The 20,376-nt window shown below is 42.2% G+C and carries 19 protein-coding genes; 6 read left to right on the forward strand and 13 right to left on the reverse strand.

Annotated features, from left to right (window positions below; all coding sequences use genetic code 11):
• Nucleotides 1–23: 23 nt before the first annotated feature.
• From MKY17_RS25545 to MKY17_RS25560, 4 genes are all read right to left on the reverse strand, one after another.
• Nucleotides 24–3,842: a bifunctional 2',3'-cyclic-nucleotide 2'-phosphodiesterase/3'-nucleotidase gene (locus MKY17_RS25545; protein ID WP_286177031.1), complete on the reverse strand. Its 3,819-nt coding sequence runs from the start codon at nt 3,840–3,842 to the stop codon at nt 24–26.
• Between the two features lie 345 nt (nt 3,843–4,187).
• Nucleotides 4,188–4,646, reverse strand: coding sequence for a DinB family protein (locus MKY17_RS25550; protein WP_098371414.1), 459 nt, complete (start codon nt 4,644–4,646; stop codon nt 4,188–4,190).
• 11 nt (nt 4,647–4,657) lie between these two features.
• The gene (locus MKY17_RS25555; RefSeq protein ID WP_098371415.1) at nt 4,658–5,488 is read right to left on the reverse strand and encodes a GNAT family N-acetyltransferase; all 831 of its coding nucleotides are present in this window, start codon (nt 5,486–5,488) and stop codon (nt 4,658–4,660) included.
• Nucleotides 5,489–5,899: 411 nt separating this feature from the next.
• On the reverse strand, nt 5,900–6,064 hold the full coding sequence (locus tag MKY17_RS25560; protein ID WP_098371416.1) for a YvrJ family protein: 165 nt from the start codon (nt 6,062–6,064) through the stop codon (nt 5,900–5,902).
• Between the two features lie 156 nt (nt 6,065–6,220).
• On the opposite strand from MKY17_RS25560, the gene MKY17_RS25565 reads away from it, so the two are divergent.
• Nucleotides 6,221–6,844, forward strand: coding sequence for a sigma-70 family RNA polymerase sigma factor (locus MKY17_RS25565; RefSeq protein WP_098371417.1), 624 nt, complete (start codon nt 6,221–6,223; stop codon nt 6,842–6,844).
• Nucleotides 6,837–7,055, forward strand: a complete 219-nt coding sequence (locus tag MKY17_RS25570) for a hypothetical protein (RefSeq protein WP_081395591.1) — start codon at nt 6,837–6,839, stop codon at nt 7,053–7,055. The genes MKY17_RS25565 and MKY17_RS25570 overlap by 8 nt, the downstream gene beginning before the upstream one ends.
• Before the next feature lie 54 nt (nt 7,056–7,109).
• Here MKY17_RS25570 and MKY17_RS25575 read toward each other — a convergent pair whose 3' ends face one another.
• The 3 genes from MKY17_RS25575 to MKY17_RS25585 all read right to left on the reverse strand — a co-directional run bounded on the left by MKY17_RS25575 (nt 7,110) and on the right by MKY17_RS25585 (nt 11,254).
• A complete protein-coding gene (locus MKY17_RS25575; RefSeq protein ID WP_339201062.1) occupies nt 7,110–9,479 on the reverse strand; it encodes a penicillin acylase family protein in 2,370 nt (789 codons plus the stop codon).
• Nucleotides 9,480–9,774: 295 nt separating this feature from the next.
• On the reverse strand, nt 9,775–10,212 hold the full coding sequence (locus MKY17_RS25580) for a hypothetical protein (protein ID WP_098371419.1): 438 nt from the start codon (nt 10,210–10,212) through the stop codon (nt 9,775–9,777).
• Between the two features lie 178 nt (nt 10,213–10,390).
• Nucleotides 10,391–11,254 carry an STAS domain-containing protein gene (locus tag MKY17_RS25585; protein WP_098371420.1) on the reverse strand — a complete coding sequence of 288 codons (864 nt, stop codon included), beginning with the start codon at nt 11,252–11,254 and terminating at the stop codon, nt 10,391–10,393.
• A gap of 144 nt (nt 11,255–11,398) precedes the next feature.
• Between MKY17_RS25585 and MKY17_RS25590 the strand changes: the two genes are divergently transcribed.
• Entirely contained in the window at nt 11,399–11,542 is a 144-nt protein-coding gene (locus tag MKY17_RS25590) for a hypothetical protein (protein ID WP_179891054.1), read from the forward strand.
• A 105-nt stretch (nt 11,543–11,647) separates the two neighbouring features.
• Here MKY17_RS25590 and MKY17_RS25595 read toward each other — a convergent pair whose 3' ends face one another.
• The 4 genes from MKY17_RS25595 to MKY17_RS25610 all read right to left on the reverse strand — a co-directional run bounded on the left by MKY17_RS25595 (nt 11,648) and on the right by MKY17_RS25610 (nt 15,945).
• The gene (locus MKY17_RS25595; protein WP_061465409.1) at nt 11,648–11,977 is read right to left on the reverse strand and encodes a hypothetical protein; all 330 of its coding nucleotides are present in this window, start codon (nt 11,975–11,977) and stop codon (nt 11,648–11,650) included.
• 103 nt (nt 11,978–12,080) lie between these two features.
• The gene (locus MKY17_RS25600) at nt 12,081–13,271 is read right to left on the reverse strand and encodes an MFS transporter (protein ID WP_098371421.1); all 1,191 of its coding nucleotides are present in this window, start codon (nt 13,269–13,271) and stop codon (nt 12,081–12,083) included.
• A gap of 149 nt (nt 13,272–13,420) precedes the next feature.
• Entirely contained in the window at nt 13,421–14,743 is a 1,323-nt protein-coding gene (locus MKY17_RS25605) for an amino acid permease (protein ID WP_098371422.1), read from the reverse strand.
• Between the two features lie 374 nt (nt 14,744–15,117).
• Complete coding sequence (locus tag MKY17_RS25610; protein ID WP_286177032.1) at nt 15,118–15,945, reverse strand: undecaprenyl-diphosphate phosphatase; 828 nt, start codon at nt 15,943–15,945, stop codon at nt 15,118–15,120.
• Nucleotides 15,946–16,098: 153 nt separating this feature from the next.
• On the opposite strand from MKY17_RS25610, the gene MKY17_RS25615 reads away from it, so the two are divergent.
• On the forward strand, nt 16,099–16,842 hold the full coding sequence (locus tag MKY17_RS25615; protein WP_179891055.1) for a glycerophosphodiester phosphodiesterase: 744 nt from the start codon (nt 16,099–16,101) through the stop codon (nt 16,840–16,842).
• Nucleotides 16,843–16,902: 60 nt separating this feature from the next.
• On the opposite strand, the gene MKY17_RS25620 is transcribed toward MKY17_RS25615, so the two are convergent.
• Nucleotides 16,903–17,106: an alpha/beta-type small acid-soluble spore protein gene (locus MKY17_RS25620; RefSeq protein WP_057278019.1), complete on the reverse strand. Its 204-nt coding sequence runs from the start codon at nt 17,104–17,106 to the stop codon at nt 16,903–16,905.
• 164 nt (nt 17,107–17,270) lie between these two features.
• On the opposite strand from MKY17_RS25620, the gene MKY17_RS25625 reads away from it, so the two are divergent.
• Entirely contained in the window at nt 17,271–18,557 is a 1,287-nt protein-coding gene (locus MKY17_RS25625) for a glycoside hydrolase family 18 protein (protein WP_098371424.1), read from the forward strand.
• A 244-nt stretch (nt 18,558–18,801) separates the two neighbouring features.
• Nucleotides 18,802–19,794: a potassium channel family protein gene (locus MKY17_RS25630; protein WP_179891056.1), complete on the forward strand. Its 993-nt coding sequence runs from the start codon at nt 18,802–18,804 to the stop codon at nt 19,792–19,794.
• Here MKY17_RS25630 and MKY17_RS25635 read toward each other — a convergent pair.
• Complete coding sequence (locus tag MKY17_RS25635) at nt 19,791–20,195, reverse strand: YugN-like family protein (RefSeq protein WP_098371426.1); 405 nt, start codon at nt 20,193–20,195, stop codon at nt 19,791–19,793. The genes MKY17_RS25630 and MKY17_RS25635 overlap by 4 nt on opposite strands.
• Nucleotides 20,196–20,376 lie beyond the last annotated feature (181 nt).

The raw sequence follows: 20,376 nt of genomic DNA on the forward strand, positions 1-20,376 counted from the left end.
AATGCTCAATTCACGAGTAAACCTCAATTATTGATATTCGTAATTCTGCCTTCGATTTCTGCCGTGATCTTCCCGCCTTTAAAGGTTTCTTTCACATAGTTAACGAATGCTTCCAGGTCAGCATGTCCAAACACACGCTCTTTTCCTTTCAGGACGGTATAGTTATCACCGCCGCTAGCCATGAAATCATTGACGGCCACCGTGTATGTTTCGGTATCCTTGATCGGCGTTCCGTCCGCTTCCTTCAATAAAGTGACACGTTCCGTGACAGGTTTACTGAAATCGGCTGTGTAGCTCAATCCAGAAATTTGCAAAGTTTTCGGAGATCCTTCGACGACCCATTGCTGTTGAAGCAGCGTTTTCACTTCTGCTCCAGTCAGTTCCAGCTTAACCAATACGTTTCCGAACGGTTGGATTTTCGCTAAATCGGAAAAAGTGACTTCCCCCTTTGGAATATCTGCACGAATTCCACCTGGGTTCATGAAGGCAAAATCGGAATTCAAATCTGCCTTCATCGAATCGGCAATTAAATTCCCAAGGCCCGTTTCCTGTGTATAGGCATTAGCTCTTAAAATTTTCTCATCCGTTGTCCCAAGCGGGGCCTTCAACTCGGGGAACATGTCTAGGTAGTCGTTAATGAATTTCGTCGTCCCGGCATCAGGCGTGATGCCATCTTGTGTAACCGTAACAATTTCAGCTGATCTTTTAACAATATCCTTTGTGTTTGGGTCGATTTCCAAATCCACATCTTCAAAAGCCGTTCCATAAGAGTAAGCTTGTACAATCAATTTATCATCCACATAGTTGTTGACCTTTGCATGATTATCTCCGGCTAAGATCACATCTACTTCATCATCCACGGCATTAGCAAGATCAGCCACTTCACCTGTGATGACCCCTTCCTTTTCCGTGCCTGGGTCATGTGAGATGATCACAATCGATTTGACGCCTTTTTCTTTCAACTCTTTAACCGCCTTATTTACGGCAGGTGCCTGTTCTATGAATTCCACATTCTTAATGCCATCCGGACTTACTTTTTGAGGTGTGGCATTCGTGACTACACCTATGAACCCAATATCAACTCCGCCGACCTCTTTTATGACGTAAGGGTCCAAAATCGGTTTTTTCGTGTCTTTATATACGACATTGGCTACTACATACGGGAAGTTCAATTTATCGAATACCACATCGGATGTTGGTGACTTTCCGCCATTGATTTGAGCCATCAGGGTTTCTACCCCTTTGTCGAACTCATGGTTCCCGACAGTTCCGACATCGAATTTCATATTATTCAAAAACTGAAGCGTCGGTTTGTCCTGAATCAATGAAGAAACGGGAGCACTTGCCCCAACAGCATCCCCTGCCGAAAGTAAAAGTGTATTTTCAGGGTTTTCAGCTTTACGCTGCTTCAAGTGCGCAGCTAAATAATCAGCACGCCCTTGTTTGATACCGCCAAAATCGGAGGTGGTATCAAGCTGGCCGTGAAGATCATTTATCCCGAGCAGTTGCACCTTGACGTTTTCTTTCCCCAAATTGAATTTGTAAATGCCAAAGCCTTTATCATCCTTTTTGCCTGTATAGGAAATCGCGCTGTCTTCATTTAAATATTCCGCACCTTTTGGTGATGAGGTGAAGGTAACGTTCACCTTGCCTGAAATCGGGGCGATCGACCAGTTATTATCAGCGGTTGGATTGATCTCACCCTCTTGTGTGATGTAATCCATCAAGATTTGGCGATTTTCATCCGCAGAGTCAACTACATATTCGCTGCCCTTGACTCCCGGGAAGTTCCCCCCGCCCGAAGCACGGTAATTATTCGTCACGACGATGAAGTCTTGATTCGGATCCACTGGTTCACCATTATATTTCAAATCTGCAATCCTGCTGGAATCCGACACTTTTACCCCTTTTTCATCATAGCGCGGAGCCTTGGTGACATCGATTTGGTACGTGACGCCGTCAATCACATCAAAATTATAGACGGCAAACTTTCCATTAAGCAGCTCCTGTTCCTCGGACTTGGCCGGATCGATTGTATTATATTTCCCTGCAGACATCTCAAGCCACTCTTTAACCACAGACCCTTTGATCTTGATTGCCTTCAATGTATTATCGTATAAATATAAATCACCGGCGCTGCGAATGGTCAGTCCGCCTTCCTTGATTTCGGTGAATTCCTCGACTCCATTGCGACCTGCTTTGAAAGGGGCCCCTACAGAGAGAATGGGCAGGTCCTTGTATTCTGGGCGGTTGCTTTGGATGTATTTCTCTACATACCATTTCTGTGCGCTTGTCACGACCTGTACGGAAGGATCGTCTTGCACAAGGGCGAAATAACTATGAATTGGAGCTGTAGTCGTTCCAATTGGCGTGTTAACATACTTGATCGTTCCTTCGTGATCCTTCTTCACGGCTTTGACGACAGACGCATCTTCAGCAGCTTTTTTTCCTGTTATTTTGTCGTTGATTGCCCGTGTTGATGAATCGGAATTGACGATTTTCCATTTCCCCTTAATATTTTGGATATCAAGATCGATGATCCCGAGATTACTGCCGCCATATCCTGCCTGAACGGCTGGTACACCATTGATGGTACCCTTTTTATTATCCACGCCTTTAAGGATTTTTCCTTGGCCATCTTTGAATAGGCTGTCTAAAGAAGCCTCATCTTGTGCCGGAAAGACCTTATGCGTATGGGAGAACGTGATGGCATCGATGCCGGATACCTTGCTTAATGAGTAGATGACATCCTCGGTATTCTTGGTGTCGCCATTAAACCCGGAATGTGTGAGCGCCACGATGACATCCGCGCCCTTTTTCTTCATTTCAGGTACATATTTATTCGCTGTCGTGACGATTTCCTTTGTAATGACCTTACCGTCAAGATTCGCTTTATCCCAATCCATGATTTGCGGAGGGGCAAATCCAATGTAGCCTATTTTCACTGATTTTTCTTTTCCATTGATGTCCTTCACTTTCTTCGTGACGATTTTATATGGAGTATATTTATTTTTATCATTCTTTGGATTATTGTCTTTATCTTTTTTATAAACATTGGCATTGACGTATGGGAAGTTCGCATCGTTGATGGCCTCGTCCAAATAAGATAAACCATAATTGAATTCATGATTGCCGAACGTGGCCACATCGTAGTCAAGCAAGTTCATCGCTTTATAGACGGGATGGACTTCACCTTTTTTCAGTGGCGCTATTTTCGCTTTGTACGTACCTAGCGGGGTCCCTTGAATAAGGTCGCCGTTATCCACTAAAACGCTATTTTTCACTTCTTTTCGTGCCTGTTTGATTAAAGAAGCCGTGCGCGAAAAGCCGACCGAGTCCGATACGGCATCCTTATAATAATCATAGCTCACCAGATTAGTGTGTATATCAGTCGTTTCCATGATCCTTAGTTCAAATGGTGCATCCGAAACGGAGGCTGCCAGGCTGTTGCCGAAGTTACTAGTATTGCCGTTATACTTGGAGACAACCGATACTTTGACCCAATAACCCGATTTGTACGAATTGAAGTACGCGGAGAACTTTTGGGCCGATTTAATATCCGCCTCAATGGCTGACTGTGAAATGACCTTCTTCCCATTCATCAATTGGAAGACAACGGTTTCATTTCCTTTGTTCCCTTTTTTCGGTGTGACCGTTACAGTCGCTTTTGTGCCTTTTGTGTAATTAACAGTAGGAGCTGTAATGATAAATGGTTCAGTCGTGACAGGTTTCTTATTAGACTCTTTGGCAGATGTCTCCCCCGGTACGGTAAATGGGGCTGCAACCAAACTCACAGCAAGAATCGGGGCGAGCATCTTATTAACATGCATCTTGAACGACATACTTCACAACCCTTCTATTTTTTGTAAAATGCTAGAATAATATATCATGATTTTGTCGAATAAGCGCCAAAATTTACCGTAATATTACGAATTTTGAATAAATGGTACTATTTACTCATTTCCATTCAGAGTCCATAGCTCGTTATACCTTCAATCATGTATATAATCATCATTGAATCCTTAGGGAGAAAGTTCCCTATTAATAAAAATCTAGCTTAGATAGATATCAAAGATAAGTTTCTTAGACTCTATACTTCAATGAAACATTTTTAAAAAACCTCGGAATTCCTTTCAATATAAAAAACTGGTAATGCAAGTTGCATTACCAGTTTTAAAGTATAAAGCCTATAAAGCCCGATCTATTAAACTGGCGGATACCGGTTCGATGCCCATTTCCCTCGACCAGATGGACAGCTGGCCTATATGGTGAATTTCGTGTGCTATCAGATGGCGCAGTATCCTGCCTTTTTCGTATGTCCCCTCCATCCATGATGGCTGAATCATTCCATTCTCATCATCAATTGAATGCGAGAATAAATAGTCCATGACCTCAGAATGATAACGGATAGATAGATCTTCCACTTTTTCGATCGTATCATAAGCGTCCAAATCGATCGCGACATCAGGCTTCCCTTGTATGGCCTTGATCCAGCTGCATTCGACATCGATAATATGGGCAAGAGTCTTCAGTATATTGCCCATCCCTCCTGTGCGCTGCCGTTTCAGTTCCTCACTCGGTATGGCCCTGCACCATTTGAACCACTCACTTCGCACCTGCCAGTTATAAATGAATAATGTCAACATCATCCCAGCCCCTAACTCTTTGTCGTCCCTTTGTATTGATAATAATCCTGTCTTTGGATGGTTTTGAATCCACAAGATTCATAGAGTCTTAAAGCATGCTCATTAGTCGCCTCGACCTCGAGAAAAATATCATATCCCAGCTGGCATTGTTCGGCTACTACCTTTTTCAATGCCTTTCTGCCAAGTCCTTTTCCCTGGTATTTTGGCAAAATGGAAAATCCGTAAATCCATGCTTCCCGGTCTGAGTGATCAACACGGATCTTACCGACCGCGCGGCCATCCTTTTCAATCATCATAGTTTTCAGAGTATCCTCATATAGGATGCGCTGATAATAATCCTTCGCCTCTTGTTTCGTAAATTGAAAACATTGAATATCCAGCTGAATTTCCGTTTTCTCATCATCTCTCCTTGAAGGGCGAACGACTGCATCGCCATAATCGTCAAGCTCCGTTTCGGACCACTTCATTTGAAACTCAGAAAAAGCAAACTCACATGGGAGCTGTTTCAAAAATCCTGTCCCTGAATCGGATTGGGCAGGTGAGTTCAAGAGAATCAACTTATAGTTGCGCTCCACGGCACTCCTTATAGCCTCTTCCAGCAGCTTTGTAAAAATGCCTTGCCTCCGGTAATCAGGATGCACCATCCCGCATATCTCCACTTTGTTTCCGAAATCGTAAAGACCAATAAAACCAACAAGCTTCAATCCATCATAGTGAAAAAAGTCATTCTTATGCACACCATTTCGACTGCGAAGCGTTTCCCAGTTCAGCTTTAAAGTAAAACCTTCACGTTCACATTCTTGCTGTAGGATTCGAATATCTTCTAGCTGTTTATCCTTCAAATTATCCACCCCTTTTCCATATTATCAGTTTATTACCAAAAAATAAGAAAAGCAGCACCCTTTTACTTGGATGCCGCATACTATTCATAAGTTTATTGATGAATGTTGTTTTTTTAAAAGTATTTTCACTTTAATCCATAAAACTAAAATCGTACGAGGGGAGGATTTCCTATCTAATTCCATTGTCGGATGAATTATAGTAGTAAAATGATTCCAAATGACGATTATTTTTTACCTATTTTGTGCTATATTCCAAATAATGGTTTACCATTATTTTACTTGAGTTTAAAGGAGGGATTTAACTAAGTCATGATTTTCAGAGTACCCATTTCTTTATACCCGAATTCCGGACCCTTTTTAGAATAGAATCCGAAATTCGGTGTTTATCACCTGGCACATTACGTCCTGAGGTTATCGTTTTTTCGTTTTATGAGCGGACTTTTTTAAGTTCTCTACGTCCGTTGTCAGTTCTTTTAATTGTTTACCGAAGCGGAAGAGCAAAAACATAGAAACGACGAATGGATAGCCAAATTCGCTAACTAATGAAACCCACATACTAGCATCCTCAATCATCATCCTCTTCACCCCTTTTCTTGTATCTGATATCTAAAGTGAAACTTGTTTAAAAAAATCAATCTAGCACTATTGATTTATGGAAAAAAGAACGAATGTTCCTATATAATTGATTTATTCCCCTTGTCTTTCACTTTATTAATTAAAGGAGGGATAACAATGAACCAATTAACTTCTCATTTTTTTTCTCATTCATTGGAGTTTCTGCAGCAACAGTACTCATCTTTCTTTGAACAACCGATCATTCAAGTATTTTTACAGAACCCAGAGCATTTAAAGATTTTCACTGAAACTCTTGATTCCCCTTCAACCTACAACATTGGTCATCTGAACGAGACTTTCAAAATTTTCTATTACCGGGCTAAAGTATACAAATACATGTGCTCCTTAATTTACTTTTTCTCTGTTGATTTTGATAAAAGGGCACGGAAGCAGCGGGAACGCTATCGAATGGTACTTGATGCGACACCAAGGGATACTGGCGGATTGATCGATCTAATCGGCACCTTGGACGGTCAACTTGAAAAGATGGGGGAAACGAATGAACTCGCTTCACACATAAGTGATGAAGAGATGATAAAAGCCTTGAAGAAGTTAACAGCCAAACAAAGCCTGGTATTGACCATGATCTTTTCCTACGGCCTATCCAACAAGGAAATTGCTGCCTATTTCCATGAGTCGCCACAGAATATCTCAAGCATCCGTAAACAAGCTTTAAAAAAACTTCGAAAGCACTATATGGATGAGGTATATGTTAGAAAGGAGAAAAGCCATTGTGGATAAAAAACTGTCAAAAGAAGAATTGTTGGATCTCATAGACTCTTTGAATCCTAAAATAAAAAAATCGTTAAAAAACACGAACTATCAAGACCGAAATGATCTGGAGCAAGAAATTAAACTCAAGATCATTGAATCATATGAAAAAATCGCAGCAATCGAGGCCCCTAATTTTGAGGAGTTCCTTGCAGAATTCTTTACTAAGCAAAAACAATGAAAAAATACCAAGTCCAGAGCAAGGATGCTGGACTTGGTATTTTTTCTCTGAATATCAGTATGATGGTTTCAATGTCAGCTTATCCCCTTTTGGATCATCCATTGTGGTCTTGTGATAAGTACCTTCTGCCCAATCATCAAGCTGATCATGGTACCACTTACTTTTAACGTTACCTGATTGACCCGGGCCAACGAGGTGATATCCTTGATTCATGTCGGCTAGGTCGATGACGAATCTCCAGGAGCCACCGTGATTAACGGTTCCATCATCTAAAAATGCCGCCGCCTGTACGGTGACACTGCTACCGCCTACCGGTATTCCGCCGCCGCTGTTAAATAAATAATTTAACGGGACTACACTCGATAGCGGGTGGTTAAACCTGACCTGATGATAGTCTCCCCATTCCCAATCAGTTATATCGTCACCTTGTGATTCTTCAAGATCCGTTAACGTCATCTGTAACGACTTGGCAAGCACCTGCTCAAGTCCGCCTGCCTCTTCAATCCAAGGGCCCGGTTTACCGTCCAGCGCCCGCCTTAGTAGTTCATCAACGGCCGAACGCCTTCCATTAAAGAGGTTGAGGGTTTCTTCCGGTATTTCTTCCGTAAGCAGAACATCCCCTATTTTTTTCATCCAGACATTGAAAATCATCGGTGCCGCTTCATCAACGGAATCAATATGATTCCATTTCTTCAGAATCGTTAGTGCCTGGTCTTCCTGTTTCCCCGATGGACCTTTCAATACATCCACGAATTGAGGAACAAACTCCTTGGCTTGCAAATTCACCTTATCCATCTGCAGGCTTTGCATATCCTCTGCCGTAAGCCTTTTATTGGCTTTTAAAAACTCCTGTATCCTCATCTGACGGTACGGCTGTGCCCAGTTATTGCTGATGTGGTAAGGGTAATCATCCGAGATGACTTTATTATTCGCTGTCGAAATGAATCCCTCTTCCGGATTCACCGTTTTTGGAAGTTCATCAAAGGGAATAAAGCCTTTCCACTCAAATTCATCCGTCCAGCCAGGTACAGGCAGCATACTATCGCCTTTTTTCCGGATTGGGATTTTCCCATTCGCCTTATAGGCAATGGTCCCATCGGTTGAGGCAAAGACGAAATTCTGTGCCGGCGTTTCGAATTTCAAGAGGGCCTTTTCGAATTCTTTCCAGCTCCCCGCTTTATTCATATTCAGTACCGCTTCAAGCTCGGCGGATGGATCAAGTGCCGTCCACCTTAATGCAAGCACGGTATCTTTTCCGCTTTTCCCGGCAAACTCGGAGACCACAGGTCCATGGCGGGTAACCGTCACTTGATAGTCAAGTGTTTTACCATCCTTCACCTTGATGGGTTCGTCCAAGATATCGGCTTTTTCCCATTTACCTTTGTAGGAGAATTCTTTCTCGTTTTCCGGGTTCCTCCTCTCGATATACAGATCCTGAACATCAGGACCGGTATTGGTCACACCCCAAGCGACCTTTTCGTTATGACCTAGTATGATTCCCGGAATCCCCGCAAAAATAACACCGCTCACATTGACTGACGGGGCCTCCAAATGCATTTGATACCAAACGGATGGTGTAGCTAATCCCAGATGGGGATCATCCGCCAATAACGGCTGACCGGAATCCGTTTTCTTGCCTGAAACGACCCAATTATTGCTGCCATTGAATTCATAAGGAATAACGGCCCCGGCAAAACTTTTTTCAATATCCAGTTCTTCCTTGCTGATGATATATGGAGCGTTCTTTGGATAATCAGGAAATAAATCATATGCTTTTTCCTTTGGGAACGTTTGCAGCAAATACTGCCTAAACGCCTGATCCTCCCAGTTCCCGCCTAAATCAAAGGCCATATATTTACCGATGGTCAGCGAGTCGACGGGTGTCCAAGGCTCTGGTTCGTATCCAAGCAGAGTGAACTCCGCCGGCCATTTCCCATTCTCCTTCAATTCATCGATATAAAGATTTACCCCCTCGGCAAACACATCCAAGGCTTCTTTCCCATCACTTGAATATGCTGCATAAGAGGCTTCAGCCGCCCGCCTCAAGCCAAGTGTGCGGAAATACTTATCATTTTTGACGGTTTTCTCACCAATCACTTCACTCAATCTTCCTGACGCCTGACGCCTGCTTAAATCCATTTGAAATAAGCGGTCCTGTGCTTGGATATACCCTTGGGCTAAATACAAATCATGTTCATTCGCTGCGTTGATATGCGGGACCCCACTTGAATCCCTCACCACCGTAACCGGTTCCAAAAGACCTGGAAGCGATATATCCCCCTTTGTTTCCGGCAAGGATCTTGAAAGAAATACATTTGCAGCTATCAAAACGGACAGCAAAAGAATAATCAGGATACCAAAACTCCATAGCGCACGCTTTCTCCACTTCCGTTTTGGCTTTTGCTGAGGTATGGCAACTTCCATCGCTTCATCTTCCTCTCCCCTTAAAACTCTCTTTCTTTCTATTTTAGATATTCCGCGTTTATCCCCATCTTTCCTACCAACTTCCTTACATTCTCTCTTTTTATTTCCAAAAGGTTGGAAAGGCGCAAGGTCGGACTTTACTCGCACAAGGACGGATTATTCCGAGCAAGGTCGAATTAGTGCCGTAAAGTCGAATCATCCCACTTATAGTTGAATTACTACCGCGAAATTGTACCGATAAACTTTGAATCAAATGCAAAAACACCGATACAATGTATCGATGTGGCAGGGGATGCTAGCTATTTGCAAGAATGTATTCAATCACTTTATCTGCATCGTCTGTATAAAAGAGAGCCTTATCAAAGTCATGGGCCGCCTTCGTCTCGGCTTCCATGTATTCAATCGGGGAAAGGAGTCCAAAGAGTCTCTTCCATTTGTTGGTTTTCTCCAGAAGTTTTCTTTCCCTTTTTATATCCTCTGGTATGAATTCATTAATGATAAAACACGGGTCGGAAAATGAAGGGTCCTGAAAACGTTCGTTCAAGGCTCGCAATTTATCCCGATCCCATTCCACCCTTACCAAGTCCGATATGACCGAGACATTTTGGACTGAGTCGAGGATGCGTTTGGACAAAACATCATATTCTTCATCCTCCAGCCCTTTATCCGTCATGATTCCTACACAATACCATTTTTCGTTATGATCAGGTTCTTCACTTTTCTTGAAAAACACTCTTCATCCACCTTCCTTACACGCTTTACATGTCCTATTTAATACAAATGAAGATCAACATGTCCGCCGACGTCATTTCACTATAACATGGAGAAATGGCGATGGGCGATAAAATATGAATGCTGCTGGAATGTTAGCCTGACATAGAAAAAAGATACCCTGAAAAAGGATACCTCCATCATACTGGCTGAACAGCCAGTCCCCTTTGTTTAAACAGATATTCCAGAGCCTTCCTGAACGATAGAAAGGCTTTTACCCGATTTGCAAAATCAAGTGTGACGATCTCTTTCACGACATCAGGAGTAAAGCCGACAAAAATCGTTTCCGTACCCATCAACGCCAGTGCCCCCACTAATTGATCCAGCAGGGAGAGCATATTGCTTTCCTTCGTAAAGGTAATTCCCGAGAAATCCATGATTATTACTTCCGCATGCAAATCTGCACATTTTTGCAGCACAGTCGATTGCATCGACTCCATTCTCCAATCGTCAATGCGTCCGATCAATGGCAAGAGCAGCACATCCTTTAATACGGTCTGAACGATCGGGGTGGACAGTTCTTCCATGACTTCTTGGTTTTCTTTTATCTTCCGCAAAGAATCGTTTGCCATTTTCGCCATTTCTTTATAATGATTCACGTAACTGATACTTACACAGTGTATGAATTGGTCCAGGATTGCATCTATTATCGAGCTTGCCTTTAGCAGAATTTCGATGGAGTAATAGCGATTGCTTACTTCTTCTTCAATGAAACTCCAGAAAAGATTGCGTATCAGCTGAGCTTCCTCAATATTCTTATCTAAAGGAATGCCCATATCCACGATGCGCTTACCTATTTCCATACCCGTTATTTTCATACTTTCCATCGCTTGTGCCTTTCCATGAATCAAGGCATCTGCATGTATTTGAATAAGCTTTGACCGTACCTCTTTACTCGTTTCAAAATCATAGAGCGGTTCCTCTTCTTCAAACAACTCGATATGCTCCACTAAGATATATTTAAATTTTTCAATTTTTTCACCGATCATTCTTAATTCTTCCATATGGACCTCCCATACAGGGCTTTTATACATTTTATCAAATAATGAATGGTTAAGGATATAAAATCATTCTATTACCAATATGATAGTAGACGTTTACCCTTTTCTACATAAGGGTATTATGATATATAACTTGGAGGGATTATCATGAAAAAAGATCAAAAAGACTTTGAATCTGAAAACATGAGCGATTTAGTCGAACTCATAAACAGTAAGAATAACAGCCGCAGAATCATGGATGTACTTCGGCGTAATAAAAAGGATAAAAGTAAAATCAAAGATAAAAAATGAAAAAGCCCAGTCCAAAACGGTCTGGGTTTTTGAGTGGATAAAAAAAAGAGCTGAGTTGCTTTATTATGCAAACCCAGCTCTTCCGTCATTAAATATTGATAGCCTCTACCTTTTTCTCCGGATTTCCTTCACATGGTTCCCTTCAGTAGTAATATAGACTGTTTCATCAATTTTGTAAGTTAAATAACGGTCACAATCAATTTCCAACGTTTTCCCATTGTTGAATTTCATTGCGCAATTGGATCCCTCTTCGGTTTCCGTCACATCAATGACTTCGTTCGTCTTAAAACCGACTGCCTTGCCATCGGAGAAATGAGGATAATATTTTTCAACAATCTCCACCTTTTCCAATCTGCCCGGACTTGTTAAGTATACAACGAATAATATAATTAAAACGGCTATTAACCCAATGAGAATTACTGCTTTTCGTTTCACTCTATCTATTACCCTCTTCTCTTATCAATCTATTATTCAATATCCATTTTCACTAGATTATATTCAGGATTCCGGAAAAACATGATAGAAAAGATCATTTTATTTAAACGGTTTTCACTTTTCCAGCCATCATTGCACAAACGGCCGCCAGGATGATCAGAATGGATACAGCCGAGATGACCCCTCCCCAGCCGAACTTCATCAGGAATAAACCGCCTGATGCCCCCACTACACTTGATCCCGCATAGTAAAACAGGAGATATAAAGCGGACGCTTGTGCCTTTTCATTCTTATCAGCCAACCTTCCGACCCAGCTGCTCGCAATTGAATGAGCTCCAAAAAAACCAAATGTAAACAATGCAAGTCCCATTATTTTAAGCAAAAGCGGATCCAATAAGGTTAAAAGGGCGCCCATCAGCATGATTGCGATTCCGATAAGAAGTACATGCCTCCGACCATATTGATCGGCAAGCTTCCCCATCCATGTGGAACTGAATGTCCCTACAAGATAGATAATGAAAATGAAGCCTATCAATGTTTGAGATAAATGATATGGCGGTCCCATTAAAGGTATGCCCACAAAGTTATAGACGGTAACGAACGAGCCCATTAATAGGAAGGCCATGCCGAATAATAGTACTAGTCTGCCATTCCTTAAGTTATTAATAAGGGAGGTTTTGATTCTCGAAAATGAGGCCCCTACGCGGATGGCATGCTGCGAAGGCGGAAGCATCCACCAAAAAGCCAGACTGATGATCAAACTTAAAGCCCCAAGGCTTCCAATCGCTATGTTCCATGAAAAATGGTCGGTCAGCACCCCGACAATCAGCCTGCCTGCCAATCCGCCGATACTCGAACCACTCACATAGATCCCCATCACATAGCCCAGGCTTTTCGGATGAAATTCTTCATTGATATAGGCCATCGCAATTGCCGGGAAACCTGCAAGCACCGCTCCTTGAATCGCCCGTATTGCGATAAGGATGTATAGGTCATCCTGGATAAAGCTGACACATATGGATAACAATGCAGACAGAGTGAGGGCCGTCCCCATTATTTTTTTCCTATCGATATTTTCTGAGAAAAAGGAAACAAGCAATAAACAGATGGCAAGCGTTCCTGTTGCAAAAGATAATGTAAGACTTGCCATTGCAGGAGAGACTCCGAATTGCTTTGCGAAAACCGGTATGACCGGTTGGGTACTATACAGATCCGCAAACGTTACAAAGCTACCAAGAAATAAAGCCAAGATTGTTTTCCTGAATGATTTACCAGCAGGCTCGATATAATTCACTTTTGTTCAGACCCTTCACTATTTAACTTTCCCCCTATGTTAATACGAACTTCCCTAGTTGTCTATTTCGCCACTTTTGTCCAAAGGGAAAGTTTCGTTCCAGCAATTTTAAAAAAAACCCTCCACTGCATGCAGTGAAGGGTTTTTCATTAATATGACCGTTTATCAATCCGCTCACTTTTTTTAAGCAGCCAGTACACAGGCATTCCTATAATGAGGATGATCACCGAGTACAGGGCATTTAAAGGTGTTTGGATTAATGTGCTTAAAACAATATATATTGCACCAGCAATCGCCACGATGGGTATGAATGGGTAAAATGGTACTTTATAAGTTTTTGCATTCGGATCTTTTCTGCGTAAGATGAAGACCGCAAAGAAGGCTAATCCATAAAAACAGAAGACAGAGAATACGGCCATATTGGTAAGTTTGTCAGGGTCTGTTGCAACCATCATGATGATTGCAATGATCACTTGTAATATCGTCGCATTTATAGGCGTTTTGAACTTGGGCGATATTTTTCCGATTTGTTTATGGCCTGGCATCATTTTATCAGTCGCCATCGCCAAGGTAATGCGCGGAAAGGTCAAAAGCTTTCCGTTCAAACAGCCGAAGATTGAAATCGCAATTCCGATTGATATCAATTTCCCGCCCAATTCACCGAATAAAAGCGTTGCTGCAACATTCGCTGCATTCGTACCATGGGCTATGACTCCCTCTGCCCCCAATACATGAAGCATGGCAAGATTCACAGCCAAGTAAGCGACCATGACCACGACCAATCCCGTTATGATTGCCCGCGGCAACGTTTTCTGCGGATTTTTCATTTCCCCTGCCATGAAGCCTACATTCATCCAGCCATCATAAGCCCAGAGCGTAGCCAAAATCGCACCGGCCATACTGATTTTCATTGAACTTTCACTATTGATATTGAATACAGGCATATCACCTTGTGCGATACCGAACACCGCTATGAAAATGATAGGGATCAATTTAGCAACGGTCGATAAGGTTTGGATGATACCGCCGTATTTTGTCCCCAGCAAATTCATGCCTGCTATGAAGATAATCGTAAGAATCCCTATCGCCAAAGAGTAGCCTGAAGCGATCTTAAATATTCCTGCAACTAATAACCCGAAGTATAAACTGAGTGCGCCCATGACTGCAGGTCCATATACCAATGTCTGAACCCAGCCGCATAGGAATCCCCATGCTTTACCGTACACTTCTTCCATATAGACATATAAGCCTCCCGTTTTAGGGATACGTGTACTCACTTCCGCAATCGTCAACCCGCTTGCAAGGGTAATCAGACCGCCTATCAGCCAAGCTAACAAGGCCATGGTTGAATTACCGCTCAATTCAAGCACGTCACCAGGTCTCATGAAAATACCAGAACCGATAACTGTACCAACTACAATAGATGTTCCAACCCAAAAGCCAATCGTTTTCTTCAATTGGTCATTCCCCATGTTGTCCTCCCCAGGTGTACACATGTACTTTATTTATACTAAAATTATATCATATATATTATATGGAAATAGTTTATGTAATCATTTGAATATTACAAAAAATAATCAAACACGTTGGTATCATTACGCTCAGGGAGCTTTATTACATTTATATTTTTTTTACTAATTATGTCTGAAACTGCATCAAAAACCGAATATTTTTTTATCACAAAAGGATTTATTGATAATTACCTCGATAATAACGAATCAAAAACCTTAAAACTCAATTATCATTCGTAATTATTTTTCTGGGATTCCAGCTTTTTTTCGGCCACAAAAAAAGCCACCCCGAATCAACGGGGTGGCTCCTCTCCTATTTCACGCTTCATTTCGTATTACCAAATAATGAATAGAAGCACAACCGCCAAGACGATCCGGTAAATGGCAAAAGGAGTCAATTTAACTTTATTGATTAAAATCAAGAAAAAGCGGATACAGAATAACGCAAAGATAAATGCACTGATGAAACCTGCAATAAAGAATGGCAGAACTTCAGGCGTGAAGAACTCCCAGTATTTCACGATTTTCAAGAGACTGGCACCAGCCATGATCGGCACTGCCATGATGAACGTGAAATCGGAAGCAGCGCGATAGCTCATTCCTAAAAGCACTCCTCCGGAAATGGTTGAACCTGAACGCGAGAATCCCGGCCACAGTGACAAACATTGAATTAACCCTACACCGAAAGCTTGTTTATAAGTGATTTGGTCAACCGTTTCTGCAGTCAGTTTTGGACGGAATTTATCCGCAGCAATCATCAATAACGCGCCAAGGAACAATCCGACGATAACCGTCTTCATCGTAAATAAATGTTCATCAATGTAATCTTCGAATAATAGACCTAAAACGCCAGCCGGCAGCAATCCGATGAATATCTGCAATAGGTTAAGCTTTGGTCCCTTCACAGCACCTGTATCTTTCAACCTCCTTAACCCAAGCAAGTCCATGAACCGTCCCCAGAAGAGCACGACGACGGCGAGTATCGAACCAAGCTGGATGACCACCTTAAAGGCATTGGCTACTTCACTCCCGAAGATCTCGGTCGATTTCAACCATAAATCATCGACGATGATCATATGCCCTGTAGACGATACAGGAGCAAATTCAGTTAATCCTTCTACAAGACCAAGGATAACTGCAACAAAAATTTCCCACATATTCATTTTATTCACCTCATATTTCGAACACCTATTTATGGAAATACCATATGTATTTTACTCGTTGTTTAAAATATTGTCTATTAAACATTGCTGAAACAATTCATTGATACATGTATGATAGGGTTCAAGATAAAGTTTAAAGGGGATGTGATGATTTTGCAAAACATACTTATTTTTGCCCATAGGGGGTCCAAGGGGACGCATCCTGAAAATACCATGGCTGCATTTCAAAAGGCGGCAGAAATTGGGGCTGAAGGGATCGAGTTCGATGTCCATCTCAGTTCTGATGGGGAATTGGTCATCATCCATGACGAAACACTTGATCGAACGACCACCCTTACTGGTTATGTAAAAGAGCATTCAGCACAAAGGCTGAAAACGGCTGATGCCGGGAGCAAATTTTCCAGTGAATTCCTTGGGGAGCGGATTCCTTTTTTAATGGACGTTTTCAACTGGGCTAAGGGAAATGCTTTATTGATGAACATCGAAATCAAGACAGATAAACTCGCTTACGAAGGAATTGAACAGAAGATCATTGATTTAATTCATCAATATCAAATGGAAAAGCGGGTGATCCTCTCTTCCTTCAACCATCAATCGATTGAAAAAGTGAAGAAGCTTGCTCCAGAACTTGAACGTGCATTATTGTTCGAGGGGCTTCCTGAAAACTTCGAAGAAATCTTACGTGATAAAAAAGAATCGGGTTTCCATCCAGATAAAAACAGCCTGACTCCAGCAGTTAATGAAACAGCGAAAAAACTTGGATATAAAATCCGGCCTTGGGTCGCCAATGATGAAGCCGACATCGTCAAGCTGGCAGAGTTGGGAGTCGACGTCATCATGACCGATTTCCCTGAAAAGGCAATCAAGATTTTAAAGGCTTGGCAGGCAACTAGCTGAACAATGCGAAAGAGAAGGAGCGATGCTCCTTCTCTTTCTAATCCATTTTTATTCAGTTAATTAACGAGAATATCCGCCTAATTGTTGTTCAGCCATTTGAACCAAACGTTTTGTGATTTCCCCACCAACTGATCCGTTAGCGCGAGAAGTAGTGTCAGCACCTAGGTTTACACCAAATTCACTAGCGATTTCATTCTTCATTTGTTGAAGGGCTTGTTCTGCACCAGCTACTACTAGTTGATTGCTGTTATTGTTGTTTGCCATGTGTTTTCACCTCCTACTAATATTAATTAGCATTTTAAGCTTAAATTATTATTGCCAATTTATTGAATTTTTTTGATTACCGTCTCTCAAACCTAAGCTCTTTATCATGAATTTCTTTTTATGCTCATAAACTGTTAGGAAACTTTCAGTAGGAGGGAAAAGAATTGCAAATACATGTGGTTAGGCCAGGCCAGACGTTATATGGCATCGCCCAGACATACAGCGTAACCGTTGACAGGCTCATCGAATCAAATAAGATCCCTAACCCAAATAATCTTGTTTCGGGGCAGGCCCTTGTCATTCCAATCGTCGGCAGTTATTATTTCGTTCAACAGGGTGATAGTTTATATTCGATATCTCAAAAAGTTGATGTCCCTGTTCAAGAATTGGCAAAAATAAATGGCATTTCCGAAAATCAAAACCTATCCGTTGGATACCGGCTCTATATTCCGGCACGAAAGAAAAGGACCGCCGAATTCAACGGTTATGTCGAGCCGCGGGGTACATCGGTTGCACCGGCCCTTGAAACGGCCGCCAGGGAAGCCGGGCCCTATTTAACCTATTTAGCCCCATTCAGCTTCCAGGCGCTTCGTGACGGCTCCTTAAAAGAGCCTTTGCTCAATGAATTCCCTGCCATCGCCAGAGAAAATAAAAATGTCCTGATGATGGTCATCACGAATCAGGAAAATGACCAATTCAGCGATGAGCTTGGGCGAATCATTTTAACGAATACTTCCGTTCAGAATAAGTTCCTGAACAATATCGTTACAACGGCAAAGAAATATGGATTCCGGGATATTCACTTTGACTTTGAGTTTTTAAGGCCGGCCGATAAAGAAGCGTATAATCAATTTCTCCGAAAAGCCAAGGAACGATTCAAGAAAGAAGGATGGTTCATTTCCACGGCACTTGCCCCTAAAACAAGTGCAGAGCAAAAAGGCCGTTGGTATGAGGCACATGACTATAAAGCACATGGTGAAATCGTTGACTTCGTTATCATCATGACTTATGAATGGGGATATAGCGGAGGACCGGCAATGGCTGTGTCTCCTATTGGACCTGTTAGGGAAGTTCTCGAATATGCTGTCACCGATATTCCCTCAAACAAGATCCTGATGGGGCAGAATCTATATGGCTATGATTGGACCCTGCCTTTTGTACAGGGATCCACTGCCAAGGCCGTGAGTCCGCAGCAGGCCATCCAGATTGCGGCGGCCAATAAAGTTGCCATCGAGTATGATGAAACCGCACAGGCCCCGCACTTCAACTATACCGATATAGAGGATAGGCGCCATGAGGTGTGGTTTGAAGATGCCAGATCCATTCAGGCAAAATTCGATTTAATCAAAGAACTGAACCTAAGGGGAATGAGTTATTGGAAGCTCGGCTTAGCCTTCCCTCAAAACTGGCTGCTCATCAGTGATAACTTTAACGTCCGGAGAAGGGTCTAAGAAAAGATAAAGGAATACCGAAACGCAAACTGGCATATAATCAATCATCGAGCATGAAGTCCAGTTCAGGATACGTGACTCAACCATAAAAGCCTTCCGACATCACCGGAGGGCTTTTATCATTTACCCGAAACCGAATGGCAACTTTCCAATATTCATCATTCAAAGTTTGTCTGTCCGCAACCTTATGAGCCAAGCCTTTTTTGAACATACTAAAAGGAACAGCTTAAGGGGTGTGAAAAACATGATTCGAATCGGTTCATTCATCAGCACCGTTCCCAGATTTCCGCGTTTCATCAGATTGCTATCCACCATCGCATTATTTTTACTTTCATTCGGAGTCTTGATACACTTTGTGGAGCCGAAGAGATTCCCTACTTTACTTGATGGCATCTGGTGGGCAATCGTGACTATGTCAACGGTTGGTTACGGGGATTTCACTCCCGTTACAAATCTTGGAAAAGTTATTGGAATGGTCCTCATTTTGTCAGGCGCCGGCCTGATTACCTCTTATTTTGCGTACATTGCAAAGATTTCCATTTCCAATGAGCAGCAATTTCTAACAGGAAAGAAAGTATTCGGCGGCGGCGGTCATATTATCATTGTGGGCTGGAATGGCCGTTCCCAGAGAATCATCCAAAACATTCATGATCGTAAACATCATCAATCCATTGTCCTTATAGATGATACGCTGCAAAAGCACCCGCTTCCAAGAACGAATATCCACTTTATCCAAGGAAAAGCTACATTGGATTCCGTTTTGCAGAAAGCAAATGTAAAACAAGCCATACGCGTCCTGATCACGGCTGACCTTAAGCAAGACGAGCTGCAAACGGATATGTTCTCGATATTAACATTGCTGGCCGTCAAAGGGCTGAATCCTCATGTATATTGTCTTGTGGAAATATTAACGCATGAACAAAAGGAAAATGCTTTACGGGCAGGGGCGGACGGTATCGTGGAAACGAATAAATTCGCGAGTGAATATATGCAGGATTGCTTATCGAAGGGGATCCTTGCGGAAGCCGAAGAGCAAAAAGAGCGGGATGGTTTGAACATCAAGCAGCTGCCCGTGCAGGATGACTGGCATGAATTGACGTTTAAACAGTTGAACGTTAAGCTATTCGATCAAGACATTTTATTGGTCGGCATCATTTCAGGAGGCAAGACATTGATCAAGCCCCCTGGAGATGTAATCATACATCGTGATGACACCTTGCTCATCATTGAAGATTAATGTAATAAAAGCTTTTCCAAATCACGGACAAGCGCTTTTCCTAATGAGATATAGTTTTCCGGAAATTCGGCATCCGGATCTTCAGGCTCAGCAAACTGATTGAAGGAAGCGGAGAGATTTCCGATATTTCCTTCATCATCCATCCCGTCCTCGTACTTATGAGATAACAAAAACGGTTGTAATAGTTCGACCATTACCCCATCCTTATCGAGTGAACCATCAACAGCCTTGAAAGGGACTCGCAAGAATTGGTAGCCATCACTGCCATCAATCTTATAATCAAAAGACCCGTGGTCATAATCCCATCCCCCGCCTATCACATATCCTTCCGGTTTTAACTTCGTCTCCAGATCGAACAAACCGAATGTTTTCCCTTCCAACTGAGAAGAAATTTTAATCATTGTATAAAACCTCTTTCGCTAATTTTCTATTAGCTTAACCAAAATGCCTTAAAAAAACCGGGCCTATTGTTCCCTCGATTGGCGAAAGGAATTTGGCTTCCAAGCCACCCTTATGCTTTTGTGAAGTTTCTCTCTCTTCATCGCTTCCTTGATGGCACTGCTTTAACTTTCAACAAAAAAG

This window comes from Peribacillus sp. FSL P2-0133, from assembly GCF_037975445.1.
In the GTDB taxonomy this organism is placed as follows: Bacteria; Bacillota; Bacilli; order Bacillales; family DSM-1321; genus Peribacillus; species Peribacillus simplex_E.

Coding starts and splice junctions, on each gene's coding strand:
- MKY17_RS25545 (WP_286177031.1), bottom strand. CDS start 3,842: ATGTCGTTCAAGATGCATGTTAATAAGATGCTCGCCCCGATTCTTGCT.
- MKY17_RS25550 (WP_098371414.1), bottom strand. CDS start 4,646: ATGTTGACATTATTCATTTATAACTGGCAGGTGCGAAGTGAGTGGTTC.
- MKY17_RS25560 (WP_098371416.1), bottom strand. CDS start 6,064: ATGATGATTGAGGATGCTAGTATGTGGGTTTCATTAGTTAGCGAATTT.
- MKY17_RS25565 (WP_098371417.1), top strand. CDS start 6,221: ATGAACCAATTAACTTCTCATTTTTTTTCTCATTCATTGGAGTTTCTG.
- MKY17_RS25575 (WP_339201062.1), bottom strand. CDS start 9,479: ATGGAAGTTGCCATACCTCAGCAAAAGCCAAAACGGAAGTGGAGAAAG.
- MKY17_RS25585 (WP_098371420.1), bottom strand. CDS start 11,254: ATGGAAGAATTAAGAATGATCGGTGAAAAAATTGAAAAATTTAAATAT.
- MKY17_RS25590 (WP_179891054.1), top strand. CDS start 11,399: ATGAAAAAAGATCAAAAAGACTTTGAATCTGAAAACATGAGCGATTTA.
- MKY17_RS25605 (WP_098371422.1), bottom strand. CDS start 14,743: ATGGGGAATGACCAATTGAAGAAAACGATTGGCTTTTGGGTTGGAACA.
- MKY17_RS25610 (WP_286177032.1), bottom strand. CDS start 15,945: ATGAATATGTGGGAAATTTTTGTTGCAGTTATCCTTGGTCTTGTAGAA.
- MKY17_RS25620 (WP_057278019.1), bottom strand. CDS start 17,106: ATGGCAAACAACAATAACAGCAATCAACTAGTAGTAGCTGGTGCAGAA.
- MKY17_RS25630 (WP_179891056.1), top strand. CDS start 18,802: ATGATTCGAATCGGTTCATTCATCAGCACCGTTCCCAGATTTCCGCGT.
- MKY17_RS25635 (WP_098371426.1), bottom strand. CDS start 20,195: ATGATTAAAATTTCTTCTCAGTTGGAAGGGAAAACATTCGGTTTGTTC.